Origin of the sequence: Pseudahrensia aquimaris, assembly GCF_042676045.1 — a bacterium.
In the GTDB taxonomy this organism is placed as follows: domain Bacteria; phylum Pseudomonadota; class Alphaproteobacteria; order Rhizobiales; family Rhizobiaceae; genus Pseudahrensia; species Pseudahrensia aquimaris.
This window is the reverse complement of the sequence record NZ_JBHTJV010000011.1, coordinates 1-20010: the sequence shown is the minus strand read 5'-3', so window position 1 is coordinate 20010 and position 20010 is coordinate 1. Positions and strand designations below refer to the sequence as shown.

Genomic DNA, 20010 nt, shown 5'->3' with positions numbered 1-20010 from the left:
GCATCACCCCAGGCTCAATCGCATACGTTTGATACCCAGGTGCCGCTTTTCTGGCGGGATATTATCTTACATCGGTGCTTCACACCAAAGTTGTGACCTTTCGCACAGTTTGACGAACGCCCGGTTGCTCTGACACCCACAGCGTTAATCGGCGGCCATTCGACCGCGTATGATACACTCCTCGTTGAAACCCCCACTTCGCACATTTGTGCGTTTGATCACAGTCGACACGGTTCGCGTGCCCCAATATCCTCTCGGGATAGCGCACCCGCACCAGCCCGCTGTGGAACGGAGAAGGGATCATGGCCAACATAGACTTGCTGAACGCACCGGACTTTTTCGAGATATCGGAAGCGGACTGGGTCAGTTACAGCAGCACGGCTGCGTCCGACCCAACCCAGTTCGTCTGGATCACACCCGACGGCACGCTGGTTACTGCCATCGGTACCGGATTCACCGTCGACATCAATGGCTTTCCACTCACCGGCACCGTCAGCTCAATTTCGATCATCGACACTGTAAATTTGGGCAAAACGGTCGAGATCACCGGACTTTCCGCATCCCTCATCGACCTTGTTACTTCTGCTGACAAGTTCTGGCAGACCGTTCTGGCCGGTGCCACGACAATGACAGGCTTTACCGCTGAAAACATTTACATCACCGGCGACTTTCGCACCCTCGACGGTGGGAGTTTCACCGGCACGGCCGAGACGTTCACCGGCAGTGATGCGCTCAGCGGCGAGATCGCGGGGGATGGGGATCGGCTCGAAAACGGCGCGGTCCTGACCGCGGCTTCCGACACATTCAATGGTGTCTACCGAGCGGTTTTCGGCGACGTCGCCAGCGTGACCGGCGGCAGCACGCTCATCGCCGCTGCCGATACCATCCATTTCACCGTCGATTACACAAGCGGCGCGACGGACGAGATCCTGATCTACGGCGACGCGAATAATGTGTCTGCGTCAACCGTCCAGGGCGGAGCGGATATAATCGACATGTCCGCCATCCAGAGCAACCTCGTTTTCATTGTCGGGGATGTTGACACCGCCGCCTCAGTTGGTGGCGTGGGGTCTTTCGTCAACGGCGCCGTCGACACCATCACGGGCGGTGGAGGCACCAACGAAATACACGCCGACTTTATCTCGGTTCGTGAAAGCTCACTTGCCAACGGAGCCGGGGATGACATTACCGGCGGAAACGGACTCGACAAGATCTACGGCGACGCCGTTTACAATGAAGGTAATCTTGACGCTGGCGACGATACAATCCGTGGCGAAGGCGGCAGCGACATGCTCTACGGCGATGTTTACCAGAACACGGGAACGTTGATTGCTGGAGATGACATTATTTTTGGCGGTGACGGGGATGACATTATCTACGGCGATCTGATCGCAGGATTTTCCAGTGCGTCATCGTCCTATACCGGGGGCAACGACACGATTCATGCCGGCGAGCACAACGACCGTGTCTTTGGCAATGACGGTGATGACGAAATCCACGGCGATGGCGGCAACGACATCATTGAAGGCGGCCAGGGCAACGACATCCTCGATGGCGGAACCGGCAATGACACCGCCCGATATCTGGATGCGTCCACAGGTGTGACGGTCAGTCTGGCGATCTTCGGCGTCCAGCAGGACACGGTCGGCTCCGGTCTGGATACCTTGTCCAACTTCGAAAACCTCATCGGCTCAAATTTCGACGATCACCTGACCGGCGATTCCGGCGCAAACGAGCTCTTCGGCGAGGACGGGGACGACACTTTCGTTGGCGGCGCGGGACAGGACTTTTTCGATGGCGGCCTGGGTTTCGATACGATCGACTACACCGCCAATACCGGTGATATGATTTTCAGCATGCTCGACCCTGGCGAGAACGGTTACGACGGGGTGGCCGCTTTTCCATCCGGTCTGACGGAGACCTTCGAAGATATTCAGGGGTTTCTTCTCGGTTCTGGCAACGACGTCTTTTCCGCCATCACCGCTGATCACGACCTCGCTTTGGAAGTGGAGGGGCGCGGCGGCGACGATGAGATCCGCGGCTCGAACGGTGATGATGAGCTACGCGGCGGCGCTGACGACGACACGATCGAGGGCGGTCTTGGCAATGACCGCCTCGGTGGCGGACAGGGCACCGATACGCTGAGCTACGAAAACGCCACCGTTGGCATCACGGGCGCAATCTTCGACGTCGAAACCGTAATCAACACGCAGGGAGCCGGAATCGACACGATTGCTGGAAACTTCGAGAACCTCGCTGGGTCGGATCACGGCGACAATCTCTTCGGCAACAGTCTCGGCAATGACATCCATGGCAATGGCGGCGACGATGACATTGACGGTGGAGCCGGAGCCGACACCATGATCGGCGGCCTCGGCAATGACGAGTACTGGATTGAGGATGCAGGCGACAGCGTCACGGAACTTGCGGGCGAAGGCTATGATCGGGTCTATGTGGATGGGCTTGCGAGCTACACACTGGGCAACAATGTCGAGCGTCTGACCTTCCTTGATACAGGCAACCACACTGCCACCGGCAATGATCTTGCCAACCGCTTTGACGGGAACGCGGGCAATGACACCTTTATTCTCGACGCTGGCGGCAACGACATCTTCTCAGGCGGTCAGGGGCAGGACACGTTCGACGCGCGCGCCGGTTCGCTGGGGATCGACATTGATCTCGTTTCCGGCACCCATGGTGGTGATGCCGCTGGTGATCTTTTTGCCTCGATGGAAGTCTTTTGGGGCTCCAACAACGCCGCCGTTTCCGACACAATGGTCACGGGCGCAGCGCGGGCCAAGTTCTACGGCTTTGCAGGCGATGATGACCTGACCGGAGGGGCTACCGTCGATTACCTTGATGGCGGACTGGGGAATGATACGCTCAACGGCATGGGAGCCCGCGACGGACTGCGCGGGTTCGTCGGAGATGATATTCTGACCGGCGGCGCGGACCGCGATTACTTCCAATACGTCTTTGCCGAATTCGACCACGATACGATTACCGACTACGAGGATGGCCTCGACTACCTGCGCGTATTCTCCGACGTTGCCACCGCCGTGACCGACTTCACCATCACCGGCAACGGCACATCATCTGTGTTGTTAACGTTGAACGATGGGACAGGCGATAACACCATCACCCTCAACAGCGGCAATGGCTCGAACATCACAATCGATGCGAGCGACTTTTTGTTCTACTAGCCGGATTCAACACCGAGCATACTTGTGCGGCTGTTGACGCCTTCGTGAGAAAGCCCTTCGGTTCCATTCAACTGTGTAGTTGCGTGATGCGGACAAACTCAAAATGTGAAGTAATCCGCCGATAAGCCAGCTGCCTTTGGCCGACTCTGTCAACGAGTGTTGCTCAATTCCGTTCTCTTGCTCAATAGCCTGCGCAAAGATGCACCAGCTCTCAGCCAGATGACCAAATTGCCGTCTCGACCATTCTGACGACGGTACCAAATGTTAGCTTCCCGCCAATCTTGTCGAAGAAGTCGATCTTGTAACTCGAGAAGCCCTTTGATTCACTCGGTTTGTGGATGGAGGAGGGGTTTCACAGATGATGGGCAATTAATAAGCACCGGCCAGGCTGTTTTATGACTTCGACTTGGAGGATCAGGTTCCGGCCGACCACATGCTTAGGCGGATCGATCATTTTCTGGATTGTGATGCGATGCGCCGACATCTGGCATCTCACTACAGTTGATTAGGCCGTCTATCGGTTGATCCCGAGCTAATCATCAGAATGCTGGTGATTGGCTATGCGATGAGCATCCGTTCAGAGCGAAGACTGTGCGAAGAAGTCCATCTCAATCTCGCCTATTGCTGGTTTTGTAGGCTCGGGCTGGATAGCAGAGTTCCAGATCACTCCACCTTCTCCAAATATCGCCACGCTAAGTTCCGCGACAGCAATCTGTTGCGTTTGCGCTTCGAAAGCACGGTGGAGCGCTGTGTTACTGAAGGGCTGGTGGATGGGGAAGGCTTCGCAGGAGGCCACAGCCTCAATCCGAGCGGTGTTCCGAAGGTGTTACGGCACGGAGATGACTAGTATGGCGGTTCTGAAGTGGTGTCAGGAAACAGGCGTCGAGTGGCACTACATCGCTCCGGGAAAGCCAATGCAAAATGGCTTCGTCGAGAGCTTCAACGGCAGTTTCAGGGACGAATGCCTGAACGAAACGCTGTTCTCGTCGCTGCCACACGCACGTGAACAGATCACCAAATGGAGGGAGTACTACAACCAAGCACGACCACACTCATCACTGGGCAACATCACGCCCAACGAATTCGCCGCAAAAACGGCATTGCAAAAACAGGCCGCATGAGGCCAAAAACAAACCGACGAATTCTCCAAATGGCTGGAGGGAAGTCGGGTCTCACGTCAAAAAGCACCTCAATTGATGTAAGATGTCAATTCATTTTGTTTCGGAATGCCCTAATTCAGCTCTTCGGTTTTCCATCCGCAAAACAAGGAGGGGAGGGGAAAGACAGCTATATCGCAATATGTGGGGCCAAATGTGGGTTTGTATTCGGCAAATCGAAAATTGGTTAGCGATATCAGAAAGGTAAAAGGTAAAATAGCGGACAGACAGGGATTCTCCGCCACTAGACCTCTTAGCTATTGATTTTATTCGGTTTTCTGTTCTGTACGATTGTAAACACGGTCGCTGGTTACAATCAAGGTACACTCATGTGTACATTTTGCGTGTGCAGGCTATGGCCAAGCGCTAAATACAGACAGATTGCACCGCCAAATCATGAAAAAATTGGAATTCAAAAGGCGCTATTTGGCGCGCATCTTATTTGTCAGATTCAAATATTCTCATCCTGAAAATCATAAATTGAAACGACGCTTAAACCGCTGATTTACCGAGCCAATCATGTAGCGTTTGACCGATGAAATTTGCTCTGTAGCTCAGTCGATGAAACGCATTTTATCTGCAGCGTTAAAATGCAGAAATTACCGTTCAAACGCAGTGATCTTCCAACACTCAGCAGTTGCAGAATCTGAAAGCTATTTTCTCATCAGAAGGTATATGGATCTGTCAAATATGGTTAATGGAATCCGTTTGACGCAATCCGGTAGCCGCCAATTAACCTAATCGGCCGTTTCACACTTCAGCATATCAACGAAAATGCTATGTTTTGTTTGCTGGCGGAGCATCCGTCAGCGTCAGGGATGTCGGTCTTTATCGTGAGATAAGATCGACGCTGCACCGGCGCCAACCGCTGCAGCGTCTGGCCAAATTAGGTTCCAGTATGAATGGAGACCCCAATGGTTGCGTCAAGCAATACCCTGATGGCGCACGCCGTCAACCGCATCGAAATCGATGTTTTCGCCTACCTTGTCAACATAGTGTCCTCTCAGTGCATGGGAGACCATCAATGAAATACGTCACGCTCATTCAAGATCGCGAAGACATCATGCACTTCGGGGTCCACAAGTGGCCTGAGCACGCTCGTAAAGAGGTTGCTGACAGGCAGGGACATTCTCAGATTATCTATTGCGCGGTTTTGCGTGGTGAAAGCTCGGCGGAAGAAATCGAGCGCAAGTTTCATCTGTGTTATCGAAAACATCGCAAGCGCTACGGCTATGCTATTCATCGCCGCCAAGCATTGGCCGCTGCGATCTGGCTCGCACAAATACAACCTTGGCTGCGAGCGACAAAGTACGCTTGGCGCCGACGCACTTCAAAGCCGATTAAGGCGTGGCTGAAATGGAAGCGCAAGCAAATCGAAGTTAAGCGCTACCGCTGGCAAGTTTTAAAATCATAGAAAAAGGAGGCCTCGTTAACAGCGAGGCCTTTTGCTTTCGGTTGTCAATGTACGTGGAAAATGGATCCGGGCCGGTGCCCGACACTCGTTCGAAATCACAATGTTCGACAACCATATCGTGGTTTTCATGGTCATGACCTATAGTAGGAAAACCTTGTAATATGGTGACGCATGGAAAATTTGCCCGAATTCTACGTTGATACGACCGATCACTACCCAGATATCTTAAAGGGCGAGAACTGCGCTGGGCGCCGTTTCAACCGAACAGATGAGACAATACAAACCTACCGTCGGCGGTTCGTTGGGCTGCATAAAAAGGCCCATATTCGTAATCGAGCCGACCAACCGATGACAAACATAGAAGTTGTAGAAAGCGTTGCAGTTCGAAGTCGTGCTCTCGCAAAAAACACTCAGATGCAATACCGGGCTGCCACCTTTCAGGCAATTAGAGATGGTTTTGACTACGATTTGATGAGCTACGAACAAGCGCAATATCTGGCAGAATTGTTCGATTGGCGACTATCTCAAGTTGATGTTGAAACGCCCAAGCCCAAGCCCACGCTAACAAGCGCTGGTCGCAGTCATTATATTCATCCGGATGAAATGGAAACAATTGAGAGCTTACTGGATCATCACCGAAGTGTTGATCGTGCAATCAAGGTAGTAAATCGGTTTGGCGAGCGCACCGGACTGCGGTTGTCAGAATGGTTTACGTCAAAGGTTTCCGGATCGTCTCTCATCGTGAATTGTGCAAAATTTTCACCTGAAAATGGAAAAGGCTTAGCACAGACGCGCTGTCTGGAATTGGCTCCGGGCTGCTCTGATAGTGAAATCGAAGAACTCCACTCATCGCTTGAATGGTTGCAACAACATGTGAAAATTGTGGGCAAAGGCAATTTTGGGGGCCAAATGAGGAAACGATTTCGTGAGATTGCAGACAAGGCGAGCCCATGTCGTCGTCTGACAATTCGCACGTATCGCGACCAATTCCGCTCAAACATGATTGCCGCCGGTTTTGACCGATACTCAATTGCTGCCGCAATGGGGCATAGTTCAGCTGATTCTCAATGGTCTTATGGAAATCGCAGACAAGGACGTAAGAATGTGGGCTTGCCCACACCCGACTCGAAACTTGTAGCTCTTGTGAAAACAGGAGCGAATACCACTGCCGCTGCAAAATATCGTGCCAAACAAAAAGAGATCGATGCCAAAATGGCTGCACTTGACGAAAAGTATCCTAAGGATGGTTCCGATGGCAGCGAAAGTGGTCAACACCACACGCATGAGCCCACACTCACCCCATTCGATTGAGCAGAATTAGCAAGCCGTTGATAATGTACTGCTTTACAACAGTTTGCACTCAACATGGGGACTTGCCTCAATCTGACTTGAATTGAGTGATTTTCCCAGAAGCCGCGTCAATCTCCATTCACTCCGGCTTACTCGGAGGCAACTATGTTAAGATTCTGTTAACCATGATTCCACGATCGGTAAGCAATTAGAGTGGCGGAAAATTCCAAATTGAAATCATGCAAATAATGGTATGCGGTCGTTCACTGCATCGACGCCAGCATCAAGTTCCCAGTTAGGAAATTGATGTGGTAGTCCTCGCCCGCTGCACTATAAATGTGTGGTCGAATTTATTTACGGGGCTCTTCATTGGAACACATCGGAAATCTGGAAAAACGTCTGTGGTCCTCAGCAGATGTTCTCCGTTCAACGTCAAACTTCGCGAGCAACGAGTATTTCATGCCCGTTATGGGGCTGATTTTCCTGCGCCATGCTTGTTCACGATATCTGAAGGTCCGGGACGAGATCCTGCCCACGCTGCCAAGCCGTGGGGGCGTGGTGCGCGATTTAACAAAAGCAGACTTTTCCAGCCGCAGCGCCATTTTCTTGCGGCCTGAGGCGCAGTTTGACTACCTGGTCAGCCTTCCAGAAGATCAAAGTCCGTCTGCCGCCGTCATTCATGCGATGGAGACGATTGAGGAGGACTATGAAACCCTTGCAGGTCTGCTGCCCAAGCAGGAATATACGGAGCTGGATGATGACGCCCTACGGCAGGTCCTGCGAATCTTCAATGATCCGGCGCTGCAAAAGGCTGATGGGGATGTGTTCGGGCGTATCTACGAATACTTCCTGACCCAGTTTGCCGACCAAAAAGCCCACGACAACGGCGAATTCTTCACGCCAATCAGCATTGTCCAAACCATCGTCAACGTTATCGAACCGACGCGCGGCAAGATCATCGACCCTGCCTGCGGTTCTGGCGGTATGTTTGTCCAATCAGCGCATTTCGTTGAGGCAATGAAGGCCAATCCAAACGAAGAATTGACGTTCTACGGGATGGAAAAGAACCCGACGACGCTGCGTCTGGCCAAGATGAACCTGGCCGTGCATGGCCTTGATGGCGATATCCAGAAAGCGATCAGCTATTACGAAGATCCGCACAAGGATCAGGGGCCGTTTGACTATGTGATGGCCAATCCGCCCTTCAACGTGGACGAAATCGACGCTGAGAAGATGAAGGACGACACGCGCCTCACCTTTGGCCTGCCGGGTGTGAATAAGGGTGGCAAGGTCTCCAACGGCAACTACGTCTGGATGTCTTTCTTCCATGCCTATCTGTCGCCGCGCGGGCGTGCGGGGATTGTGATGTCTTCTCAGGCGTCCTCCGCAGGTGGGCAAGAGGCGAAGGTGCGTGAGGCGATGGTGAAGTCGGGCGACATCGACATCATGTGCGCGATCCGTGGCAACTTTTTCTACACCCGCACGGTGCCCTGTGAAATCTGGTTCATGGACAAAGGCAAGCCGGAGCAACTGCGCGACAAGGTGTTGATGCTGGATGCGCGCAATGTCTTCCGCAAGGTAACGCGCAAGATTTTCGACTTCTCGCCGGAGCAGATGAAGAACCTGACCTCGATTGTCTGGCTTTATCGCGGGCAAGAGGAGCGTTTTGCTGGTCTGGTGCAGGAGTATCTGAGTACGGCGCGTGATGAGGCGCGGGTGGCAGATTTTGCCGAGCTTGAGGCGGCTTTCAGCGCAACAGAGGCGCATCTGTCCAAACATACGGATACAAGTGAGTTGCATGGTGGCATTGCCAAGCTGAAGAGTGATGCCACCACTTTTACAAAAGCTTCTGCTGATCTGGGCGTGCCTGCTGGAGATATTGCGGCGCTGACGCAGGCCCATGCGACTATGCAGCCTGTGGCGGATCAGGCGAAGGCGTTGATCAAGGAAATAGATCATCTGGCGAAGCTGACGCAGAAGGCTCAGGAGGCCATGGTGAGCGCGGGCCAGGCGTTGGTGGAGAAGCAAACTGCGGACGCGGCGGCGAAGAAGGCGCAGTTCGAGGTCCGCAAGCACGCAGCAGAGGGCAAGAAGCTGTTGGCGGCGATTGCGGCGGCGCGGGTTCAGCTAACGGGTGATCCGGATGTGCAGTTGACGGTAACGGGTGCGTTGAAACGTGCGCGGTATTTTGAGGGGCAGGCGGACTGGCTGTTGTCGCGCTTTCCCGATGGGCGCTTTCGCGACGTGGAGGGGCTGGTCAAACTGGTGGACATGGAGGAGCTGGCTGACAATGACTACAGCCTGACGCCGGGGCGCTATGTGGGCGTGGCACCAGAGGTGGAGGATGAGGATTTTGATTTCGAGGAGACCATCAAGGACATCCATCTGGAGATCGACCTTTTGAATGCCGAAGCCGCAGAGCTGGCCGAAACGATAGCGAAGAACTTTGAAGAGTTGATTGTATGAGAAGTTCTACGATTCAGGTGACAATGGCTGAGATTTGTGAAGTTGTCACCGACGGGACACACGACTCGCCGAAATTACAAATGGGCGGAGTTCCATTTATCAAAGGTAAGCATATTTCGTCTGGCTTAATAGACTTCGACAACTGTGACTATATTTCCGAACAGGATCACCTTCTCTGTATCAAGAGAGTAAAGCCTCAGCTTAACGATGTTTTGATGTCGAACATTGGCTCTATCGGCGACAGCGCAAGGGTAGCTGAAGATCGTGAATTTTCGATAAAGAATGTAGCTCTCCTTCGGCCTGACTCAGAGCAAATACACCCGATGTATTTTTTCTTCTTGTTCAAAAATCCATTTTTCAAAAACCGTCTGATGAATCTAAAAGCGGGCTCTGCCCAACAATATATAAGCCTTGCAGCACTTCGTGGGCATCAGATCGAAATTATATCTGACCTCCCCACCCAAGAACGCATCGCGGCAATCCTTTCGGCCTATGATGACCTGATCGAGAACAACCGGCGGCGGATTGCGTTGTTGGAACAGGCAGCAAGGCTGCTCTACCGTGAATGGTTCGTCCATTTCCGCTTTCCCGGCCATGAGACAGCAAAGTTTGTTGATGGGCTGCCGGAAGGATGGGCAGAACAGAAAGTCGGGGATTTGGGTGCTGTAGTCACTGGCAAAACTCCGTCCAAAAAGGTAGCTGAATATTTTGATGGACACATTCCATTTATCAAAACGCCAGATATGCATGGGAACATTTTCGTTCTTTCGACGGCCGAAACACTGACCGAACAAGGCGCGAAATCTCAAGCGAAGAAGACATTGCCTCCCAAAAGTGTTTTGGTTTCGTGCATCGGTACGGTTGGCGTGGTGACGATGAACGCGAACTATGCGCAGTTCAATCAGCAGATCAACGCTGTTGTGCCAGAAGCAGGTAACTCTAACTATTACGTTTATTTTGCACTTGAGAGTATAAAGCCGCGACTTGAAGCCATTGGGGGCGGAGTGACCATGGCGAATGTCAGCAAATCAAAGTTTGAAAGCGTACCTGTCATTGTTCCCAACTCATCAAAGCAGCAAGATTTCCATGTGTTGGTAGAACCTATTTTTGATCAAATAATGCAGCTGGCGAAGTCAAACGCCCAACTCACCCGCGCGCGCGATCTTCTCCTCCCGCGACTTATGCATGGACGAATACCTGTTTAACGTTAGTCTATTGATATGAATGCTTATACGGAGGACCAGTTGGTCCAGACAACCATGGCTGATTATCTGCGCGACACGCATGGGTGGCGCTCTGTCATGGCGTGGAATTCCGAGATGTTCGGAGCCGAGGGCACGCTGGGCCGCCGCTCTGACAAGGATGTGGTGCTGACACGCTATTTGTCCGAGGCTCTGGTGCGGCTGAACCCCGATCTGCCCAACGATGCCTATAAATCCGCGCTGCGCGAAATCACGGACATCTTCGGCTCGCAATCGCTGATCCGTATCAATCAAGATAAATACCACCTGATCCGCGACGGCGTGCGCGTGAAATACCGCCAGGACGGCGTGCAAAAGACCCACCGCCTGCGTGTGTTCGATTACGATAACCCCGAGAACAACGATTTCCTATGCGTGCGTGAGATGTGGATTCGCGGCTATGCCCACCGCCGCCGCGCGGATATCATCGGCTTCGTCAACGGATTGCCGCTGATGTTTTGCGAGCTCAAGCGCCCCGACAAAGACCTGCGCCGCGCCTATAACGAGAACCTGTCCGACTACAAAGACACGGTCCCGCATCTATTCCATTTCAACGCAATGGTCATTCTGAGCAATGGCGGCGAGGCCAAGATGGGCTCGATTACCGCCGACTACGAACATTTCGCGGATTGGCTAAAGCTGGATGAGGCTGACAAGCGCGATGATATGCTGCCGATGGAGGCGCTGCTAAAGATCGTCTGCGACAAGCGGCGGTTTCTGGACCTGTTCGAGAATTTCATCCTGTTTGCAGATACGGCCAGCGGACCTGCAAAGATCCTTGCGAAGAACCACCAATACCTTGGCGTGAACCGCGCTGTGGAGGCCGTAGAGCGGCGTGAGAGCCTCAAAGGTAAGTTGGGCGTATTCTGGCATACCCAGGGGTCGGGCAAGTCATTCTCCATGGCGCTTTTCACGCAGAAGGTGCATCGCAAACTGGGGGGCGATTATACGTTTGTCGTGTTGACGGACCGGACCGATCTGGATAACCAGATCTACAAGACGTTTGCCTCTGTGGGCTTGGCGAACAACGACAAAGACCCATGTCGTGCTGGTTCAGCCGTGGGTTTGCGTGATCTGCTTGGCAAGCAGAAGAAGCTCGTCTTTGCGATGATCCAGAAGTTCACGGACGTGCAGGCCGAAGGCGGCGTGTACTCCGACCGTAACAACGTGATCGTCATGACGGACGAGGCGCACCGCACGCAATACGGCACGCTGGCGCTGAACATGCGCAAGGGGCTGCCCAATGCGAGTTTCATAGGCTTCACCGGCACACCGCTGTTCGGCAATGACGAGGTGACGAAACAAGTGTTCGGCGAGTATCTCTCCACCTACGATTTTCAAGATGCGATCCTCGACGGTGCGACCCTACCGCTGTTTTACGACGCAAGGGGCGACAAACTTAAGGTTGCGGGTGAAGGGCTGAATGAAAAGCTGGCGGAGGCCATCGCCGAAGCTGAGGTAGATGATCCGAACGTTGCCGCAAAGCTGTCTGATGATCTGAAGCGCGAATACCACGTCGTGACTGCCGAACCGCGCCTGCAGCATGTGGCCAAAGATTTCGCATCGCACTTCTCAACGAATTGGGAGAGCGGCAAGGCCATGTATGTGGCGATCGACAAGATCACTGCCGTGAGGATGTATAAGTACATCAAGACAGCATGGGCAGCGCGCATTGAAGCGCTTGAGGCGGATTTGAAGACTGTTGGCGATGATCAGGAAAAAGTCATCCGCAGCCAGCAGCTCGAATGGATGCGTGAGACCGAGATTGCCGTTGTCGTCAGTGATGAGCAGGGCGAGGTGAAACGGTTTGCGGACTGGGGGCTAGATATCATCCCGCACCGCAAGCTGATGAAAGATGGCTTCACGGTCAAAGAGATTATCGGTGGACGTGAAATGGAAAAGCGGCTCGACGTTGAGACCGCATTCAAGCGCGATGACCATCCGTTCCGCATCGTGATTGTCTGTGCGATGTGGCTGACAGGTTTTGACGTGCCTTCGCTCTCGACGCTTTATCTCGACAAGCCGTTGCAGGCTCACACCTTGATGCAGGCAATCGCGCGCGCGAACCGAGTGAAGGAGGGCAAGAACAACGGTCTGATCGTGGATTACTGCGGAATTCTCAAAAACCTTCGCAAAGCGCTAGCGACTTTTGCAGGGCATACGGGCAAAGGCCCTGTCGGAGGGCCCGGCCAGGGGCCTGAGGTTGATCCGCTGAACCCCGATGACAAACTCCTCGCCGAGCTAGCCGAGGCCATCGGGTTGGTGCGCGAGCGCCTGACCGCCGAAGGGTATGATCTTGACCGGATGAAAGATGCTGCTGGATTCAACAAACTGAAGGCACTTCAGGATGCGAAAGAGCTGATCAATACGAACGACGAGACACGCAAAGGGTTTGAGATTGCGTGCCGCGCTGTGTTTCGCAAATACAAAGCATGCCTGACGTTTGAGCGTGTTGAGATCTACAAGCCCGACTATCAGGCGATCAACTACATCTACAGCTCACTTCAGGAGGATAAGGCGCATGCAGATACTGCAGCCATTATTCAGCGTCTGAACGCGATCGTTGCAGAAGCCATCGACATCAAAGCGGACCGCGAGGAGGACCGGATATTCGATATCTCGAAGGTTAATTTCGAGATGCTGCGAAAGGAATTTGCGAAAAGCGAGCGCAAGGCGGGCGACGTACAGGATCTCCGCAGTGTCCTGCAAAAACGCCTTGCCAAAATGCTTGCAGCCAACCCGACTTTGAATGATTTCCAAGAGCGGTTCGACAAGATCATCAACGAGTACAACAAGGAAAAAGACAAGAATACGATCGAGGCTACCTTTGAAGCATTGATGCGGCTCACTGCAGATATGGAAGACGAGACGCAAGCCCACATAGTCTTGGGTCTCAGCGCTGATCAAAAGCCTATCTTTGATCTTTTGGTTCTGGATGACCTGTCAAAAGAGGAGATAAAGCAGATCAAATCTGCATCGGTCGAATTGCTGAAGGCTATCCATCGCAAAATTGAAGCTGTGCAAGACATATTTCAAAAACAGAGCACCAGAGACGGCCTCAGGCAGGAGATTTACGATTTGCTGTATGATGAGCGGACGGGACTGCCTCCATCGAAATATGATGAGGACGCGCTAGGAATTAAGACCGATGAGCTTTTCCAGTTTTTCGAAAACACTCACGGGACTCATAATTGGACTAATTTACAGCCGAGACGGAATAACACACGAATTCCCTGAATGGGCACATTGGCGAAACGGATATGGTTAACGGATTCCAAGCAACGACCTCAACCTGCAACACAGCAATTTGGTTAAAATGGGCTCGGTGCAGAACTTGGCGCCTTTCAATCATCTGCGCGGTTGTCGGAAAGATCGGCCTTTTGCTGCCGTTAGCGATGCGCCTCAATTTTTCAACCGATTTCACCAAAGCGGCCATCAAAACGCGGCCCAACTGCATAATGCTGGATGACCGCGATGCGGACAAAGCAATCCATTCTAGCATGTCGCTGACGCATAGCTGTGCCATACACTCAATTATGCGACTCATCTGACTTAACGTTGAAGAAGGCCAGCATTTGAGGCACGGAACAAATTCCATGCAATATCAATAATCTGCGTTGCGTCGTCCTTGCCGATTTGCTCATCCAAGCTCAGGTGTTCAATCTCGTGTGCAGAATTTCCTTTAAAGCTAGAATATTCATTCATATGGATGATTATGTTCCTCAGCTTCCGCAAATCATGTAAATATTTTTTGATGTCACCTGACATTACATCACCATCGAACAGTTCTATAAGACCGTAAAGATTGAGCTTTTTATTTTTACCAGTCGCGTTCATTTTGAGTATCCACTCGATAAGAGATAATCCTGTCACTGCAACTAATCCGTAATTCCCTTCCAAAGACATTTGACTAAGTGAGAATATTTGCTTTTCAAAACGGGAGAATTTTCTAAACGAAAAATTGATGCCACCATCAATGTTCTTCTGGTTGTAAGGTGGAACGACGTCCCTTTTGTGCGCGTCTACATAATATCGGTAAGTCGGTGTTGGTGGTGAACCGTAACTTAATCTCCACGGATAAGGCATGGTAAAATAGCTGTAGAGCCAGTCGTCTGTAAGGGCATCTTCTCTAGCTACTGTCGAATATGACTTCAAAAATCTCCTTGTCGAAAATTGCAATTCCCTAATTATCCGACTGGAGAGATTGTGTTCGAAGTCGACCGCAGTGAGTGGCCGTCCTTCAATCCAACTTTCGTGTCCATGAATAACAACATTGTTCGTCATCCCAAAACTAGAAAAACAACGCTCGTAACGCGGATAATAATCAGCTCGTTTTTGCCAGATAGGCACAAAGGCGCAAATCTGGGTCGCATTAGGCCGGAAACTGAGTTGGCCTATATCAATCTCACATTTGGGACGCCCAGCAATATCGAAGCTAAGTTCGATTGGTGTAAATTGTAAATCGACAGATTGATTGTGTTCTTTGGCGGGAGCTGAAAATAAACCAGAACCCGCGAATATTGGCTTAGGAATTTGAAAGAAAGCTACAACATGAGGTGCATCGCGACGTTCTTGTTCCTCCACTGCATTAGCCAGTATCGTCGGAGGAAATGCTGCTATTTCAATAAGATGTTCTAGTCGAGATTTTTTCTGCCCTTTTTGGGCAGAATTAAACATTTGTAGCTCTTCAAGTATCCAAGCTTCATCCATCACTACATAATCCATATTCCGCGACTCTGTAGTCGATTGTTGCAAAAACCATCTTTTTTGCAACGGCTTTCCACCATCAACAAAATCAATGGTTTGCGTGTCGCAAATATTGGCTGCAAAACTCATGGATGATGGCGATCAGGGCTCGATCCGGACCTCCGACCAGTCAGTCTTGAAAACACCGTCCACGTGATTCGCGGCCCATTGTGGCCATTGGGATCAACCGCGTTGATTTCCTGAAAGCTGCCGTTCAGAAATTTAGCACCCTGGCTATGACCGACGACAGCATTGCGGACAAAATGAATTGGTATACCAGTGGATCAATTTCTAAATGCGACATGGCTCGCAACCCAACTTGTAGCACGAACGCCGATTCCCAAATTCAAGCCGAATTCTCTATTTCACCCTACCAGGACATCCGCTTATTGCTGCATTCAGTAGGGTAAGATGCCCGCAAGAAAAAATGTTAAATAATTGAGAAAAAACTAATACACTGCTGCACTATACTAAATTGTGAATTTGTGAAAGGTCATGAAAATTATGAAAGAATCTGCTATATTGGCATCCCTTTTGGTTCGTTCGGAGAATTGATTAGTGGACGACTTAAAAATGCAGCGCTCAAACGCGATTATCGGCCTAATCTACACCAAATTGTTTGAAGCAGGCTTAGGTAGAGTGGACCTTTCCATTGAAACTGTCCGAATTTCCGATTGTGAGATTTTGGCAAAAAATCGAGAAACTTGGAATGCCGACAATCGGCTATTTGAGGACATTGTTGAATGGTTGGCCAAAGAAGGTGCAATCTATGTGGGAAAAAAGAATGTCGATGTCTCCAAGGGCATATTTGTCTTTGATGGAGGGCAACTCTCAGCAAAGGGGTTGTCGCTACTTAAGAATCTGGATTTCTCAGAATTCGGTGACGACAAATCAGACCGGTTACCGCAGAGTGAAAATTACTCACCAGGCTATTACACGAAGTTTGGCGAATTTGTTGGCGGGGCGCTAGGCGGTCTTGCGAAGGTGTTGGCCAACAGCTAGGTCTCGAGCGCCACTTGCGATCAAAGTATCTAGTTGTGAAAGTTGGACCGTCAGTTCGGACTCGTGCGCGTGGTCCACTATTCTATCAATAGATTTGAGCACTGCAGATGTGATTTTTTCTGAAATGGAAAATATCTCATCGAACGACCTATTTTCAATATGAGCCAAGCTTTCAGCGTCCCCATGTAACCTGAAATCTTCAAACAACTTTTGTTCTTCCGATTCCACTAACTCACAATACCTTGCAAAGTTTAGTGCAGAAAACACCTTATTATAAACAACAAATTCGGCAGAGGAATGCGGCCTAACTGGAAAATATCCAGCACTCACTAGACTTTTGGGTAGCGGCACTGTCTGCAAAGTCATGCAAATGTATTCTAACGAAGACGCTAGGCGAGAAACTGCATACTTACCGGCAAAAGTTATCGAAAAACTATCAACGACGACATGCGGTGCATCCAATTTATGCTGAAATAGGCCATCCTCGCACATTTCGTTGAACTTTTGCTCAACTATATCCCGCTTATAATTGAATATTGTGCAAACCAAATCTAATAATGTATTTTTATCGATCGTGGAATGAATCATAGAAATTTGTAGGATTCTTATTCCTGCAAAAACGTGTGAAGATTCAATCTTTGTGGGATTGCTTACATAGTGAAATATGTTGTGCAAATAGTGCGATATAGAGCTGTCACTCTTAGCTGCAGAAACTATTTTTCCCTCACTATCAATGTCATATCCATATTTCTCTTGCCTAAAATACTCCTTAGGCGATTCCAGTAAAAGTGCCTCAATAACCAGATAATTGTATCTCATAACTTCAGAATAAGGATTATCTACATCAATCATTATTCCATCACCTGGTTTATAATGCTCAAAAAACTCAACTACGTTTACGGTTTCATGTAACATTCGCTCAAAATCAGACGATAAAACCGAGACAAAGAACCTCGACAGATCCGATAAGGCTTGAAACGTTTTTCTTTTGTTGCTTCCAAATATCTGCTCAAGAACATTAAATCCAATTTCAGCACTTCTGTCTGATCCGCTTACTTCGGGCAAATTAGGCGCCACTGATCTGGTCAAGCTCATTGTTATAAATTCAACGAAGACATTAGCAAATTTTCGTATTGAATCCGAATATTGATCCCCCAAGACACCTACCGTTTGGTGTTTATGCCTGAAGAAATTGGGTTTGGTGAGGTACTCTTCTTTTTGTTCTAATATCTTTCGGTTGTCTGGTGCTGCAATGACCGCGCCTTGAAAGACGCGACGAAAATTATCGTCGCCAATTCGATCAATCCATGATTTCGGACGCATCGTGACCAACGTTGCGGTATAGAGACTTTTCTCTGAACCAAGGTAACCATTGATCGAAGCAATCAGCCTATTGTATCTATCGCGATCAGAGTTTGTGAGCCCCAACTGATCCAAACCATCAAAAATAGTAATAAAGCTACATTCTTTCACTTTGATCATATAGTCCCAAATCATTGGGAAAAACCACTCCGTGGAAATTTTACGCGGTGTAGTGTCTACAGGACTTCTGAACATTGCTGCGTTTCGGCGAAACTCTTCTGAAAACTCGGTTCGAGATAACTCGACGTCAATAGTTCTGGCAATTTCGAAGAGAACGTCGTTTCGACTGCTTAGATCAAAGAGCAAGCCAAGATTGCTCTTGTCTAGAAAGTGCTGAATTGCCGGGTCGTTCACATCATGAATGGCATCTCTGTCAAATGCGCCTTCATCGTAGTATGTGAATAAAATTTTACAAATCTTCCAGTGAAGCCATTCCGCAATTCCGAGTTCATCGTCAACATCTTTGGTCAAATCCAAACGAACAATGATAACGCCTTTTTCGTGCAGTTCCTGAGTATGTTGTGAGATGAGGTAATTCAGAAAAAATGTTTTCCCAACACCTCGATCACCGATGATTAAATATTTGTCCTTGCGAAAGATCGCATCTGTTGATGTGTCGATATCGCCCGCCCCCTCCAAACGTAAGCGATAATCTTCAGCTGCCTGCTTTGCTGCGTTTCCTAAGTCCTCGACCATAAAATGACGCGCTATAGCCTCATTTTCATTCACTATTCTGATTTCGCTTCCGATTCCTAGATCAGCAAATTCTTCGATCTCAACACTTTCTGGGAATTTGTAGCTGAGTTTCATTGCTCGGACGTTTGCTTGAACGCTGGGGTTAGCAGCAATATGACCAAGCCCTCTTCGTAGTATTTCAACGAAGTCAGACCGTTCATTTGATAGGTTTTTAGACTGGCCGATTCTAGAGTTTTCACTCTTCCAGTGAGACGGCATGCTTCGATAGCAGTCTTTCGGCCTCTGAAAAAAGTCACTGGTCAAAGATTTCCCATCAATTGATAGGGGAGTTTTGGCTAAAGCTGATATAAAATCTCTGTGACGAGTTAACGGATCAAAATCGCTTTTTTTAGTCATTTATTTTTGCTATCCGTTATCACACCAGTATTTATAATATTTATAATGGTGTTCAAGTAAATAGAAATTTTGGTGAACCTCAAAAATTCTTGATCTCAATATATGAGGCATTTTTCCTAATGCATGGTGCCCAATTTAGGCATCCATGAGATAGTTGAAAAACCGTAATTCGACGTAGATTGAAGTGTAGCTAAAAGAACAATATGGCAGCTCAAGATTGGCAGGTGATCGCCTTTTTTTAATCAGGTATGCTCAGGGCTATCCTTAACAACACCAGCATTCCAAAATGCTCAATGAACGACAAGACTGAAAACGGCAAAGTGGACTCGAAGCCGCCATCAAGCTGGCCCGGTAATTTTGGGGATCGCGTCGACACTCGCGGCCGATTTTGTTGAAAAAGTCAGCGGCGCAAATTTCGCCGCAATATTTTAGAATTCCATTCTCAGAAAGAGTGCCGGAGGAATTAGTATTTCTCACATTTCTATATTGTGAAACTGATTGCTAGGAATTCGGACTAGATGTGCTAAAGGCCGACTTTTTCAACAAAATCCGCCCATTGCCGCCGTTCGAGCAAAGTGAGAATTCCTCACTCGATTTCACCGAAGCAGCCGCTTATGCGGGACGACTAATTTGGGTCGCCAACGTTGGGAGTGCGGACCGTGCCTCTAATCTTGCAGCTTCAGCATCGTTCAACGGTGGCTGTATGGACCTTGTTGCTATTGACTTGTCGGGCGCAAACGTGAATTTTTATTTGGGTGCAGGATGTTCGATTATTGGAAGAATGCGCGGTACACCCGCACTTAGAGGCACAGCAGCGGCCATAGCCTCTCAAATGGCTAATTTGTTACGGTCGTGTAACTTTGTTATTGTCTTCGAGAAGGCTTGCCTAGTGCTATTCAATTAATGTCGTCAGAGAATTCGAACAATGCGAGTGAATAGCCCCTAGATTTGTAGACACCTTCTTCCCTAATTTTGAGGCAAGGAGGCCATTATGGGCAAAGCCAATTTCAGTGACGATTTCAAGCGTGATGCGGTGC

Annotated in this window: 9 protein-coding genes and 2 pseudogenes; 9 read left to right on the top strand and 2 right to left on the bottom strand. The window is 49.9% G+C overall.

Annotated elements, in window-relative coordinates:
* Positions 1-302 precede the first annotated feature (302 nt).
* From ACFQ14_RS12795 to ACFQ14_RS12760, 8 genes and pseudogenes are all read left to right on the top strand, one after another.
* Positions 303-3203, top strand: a complete 2901-nt coding sequence (locus ACFQ14_RS12795; protein ID WP_377213149.1) for a beta strand repeat-containing protein — start codon at positions 303-305, stop codon at positions 3201-3203.
* 388 nt (positions 3204-3591) lie between these two features.
* A pseudogene (locus ACFQ14_RS12790) lies at positions 3592-3990 on the top strand (transposase); the annotation flags it as partial.
* 43 nt (positions 3991-4033) lie between these two features.
* A pseudogene (locus tag ACFQ14_RS12785) lies at positions 4034-4324 on the top strand (integrase core domain-containing protein); the annotation flags it as partial.
* A gap of 1060 nt (positions 4325-5384) precedes the next feature.
* The gene (locus ACFQ14_RS12780; protein ID WP_377213148.1) at positions 5385-5774 is read left to right on the top strand and encodes a hypothetical protein; all 390 of its coding nucleotides are present in this window, start codon (positions 5385-5387) and stop codon (positions 5772-5774) included.
* 171 nt (positions 5775-5945) lie between these two features.
* Complete coding sequence (locus ACFQ14_RS12775) at positions 5946-7085, top strand: hypothetical protein (protein ID WP_377213147.1); 1140 nt, start codon at positions 5946-5948, stop codon at positions 7083-7085.
* A 348-nt stretch (positions 7086-7433) separates the two neighbouring features.
* Positions 7434-9530, top strand: coding sequence for a class I SAM-dependent DNA methyltransferase (locus ACFQ14_RS12770; RefSeq protein WP_377213146.1), 2097 nt, complete (start codon positions 7434-7436; stop codon positions 9528-9530).
* Positions 9527-10735 (top strand): restriction endonuclease subunit S, encoded by a 1209-nt coding sequence (locus ACFQ14_RS12765; RefSeq protein ID WP_377213145.1) that lies wholly within the window; start codon positions 9527-9529, stop codon positions 10733-10735. Before ACFQ14_RS12770 ends, ACFQ14_RS12765 begins: the two co-directional genes overlap by 4 nt.
* A gap of 15 nt (positions 10736-10750) precedes the next feature.
* On the top strand, positions 10751-14008 hold the full coding sequence (locus ACFQ14_RS12760; protein ID WP_377213144.1) for a type I restriction endonuclease subunit R: 3258 nt from the start codon (positions 10751-10753) through the stop codon (positions 14006-14008).
* 315 nt (positions 14009-14323) lie between these two features.
* Here ACFQ14_RS12760 and ACFQ14_RS12755 read toward each other — a convergent pair whose 3' ends face one another.
* Positions 14324-15607, bottom strand: coding sequence for a hypothetical protein (locus tag ACFQ14_RS12755; RefSeq protein ID WP_377213143.1), 1284 nt, complete (start codon positions 15605-15607; stop codon positions 14324-14326).
* Positions 15608-16075: 468 nt separating this feature from the next.
* Here ACFQ14_RS12755 and ACFQ14_RS12750 point away from each other — a divergent pair, with 468 nt between their 5' ends.
* Positions 16076-16519: a hypothetical protein gene (locus ACFQ14_RS12750; protein ID WP_377213142.1), complete on the top strand. Its 444-nt coding sequence runs from the start codon at positions 16076-16078 to the stop codon at positions 16517-16519.
* Here the strand turns inward: ACFQ14_RS12750 and ACFQ14_RS12745 are convergent.
* Entirely contained in the window at positions 16484-18973 is a 2490-nt protein-coding gene (locus tag ACFQ14_RS12745; RefSeq protein WP_377213141.1) for a hypothetical protein, read from the bottom strand. The two genes, ACFQ14_RS12750 and ACFQ14_RS12745, sit on opposite strands and share 36 nt — an antisense overlap.
* Positions 18974-20010 lie beyond the last annotated feature (1037 nt).

Coding starts and splice junctions, on each gene's coding strand:
- ACFQ14_RS12795 (WP_377213149.1), top strand. CDS start 303: ATGGCCAACATAGACTTGCTGAACGCACCGGACTTTTTCGAGATATCG.
- ACFQ14_RS12780 (WP_377213148.1), top strand. CDS start 5,385: ATGAAATACGTCACGCTCATTCAAGATCGCGAAGACATCATGCACTTC.
- ACFQ14_RS12775 (WP_377213147.1), top strand. CDS start 5,946: ATGGAAAATTTGCCCGAATTCTACGTTGATACGACCGATCACTACCCA.
- ACFQ14_RS12765 (WP_377213145.1), top strand. CDS start 9,527: ATGAGAAGTTCTACGATTCAGGTGACAATGGCTGAGATTTGTGAAGTT.
- ACFQ14_RS12760 (WP_377213144.1), top strand. CDS start 10,751: ATGAATGCTTATACGGAGGACCAGTTGGTCCAGACAACCATGGCTGAT.
- ACFQ14_RS12755 (WP_377213143.1), bottom strand. CDS start 15,607: ATGAGTTTTGCAGCCAATATTTGCGACACGCAAACCATTGATTTTGTT.
- ACFQ14_RS12745 (WP_377213141.1), bottom strand. CDS start 18,973: ATGACTAAAAAAAGCGATTTTGATCCGTTAACTCGTCACAGAGATTTT.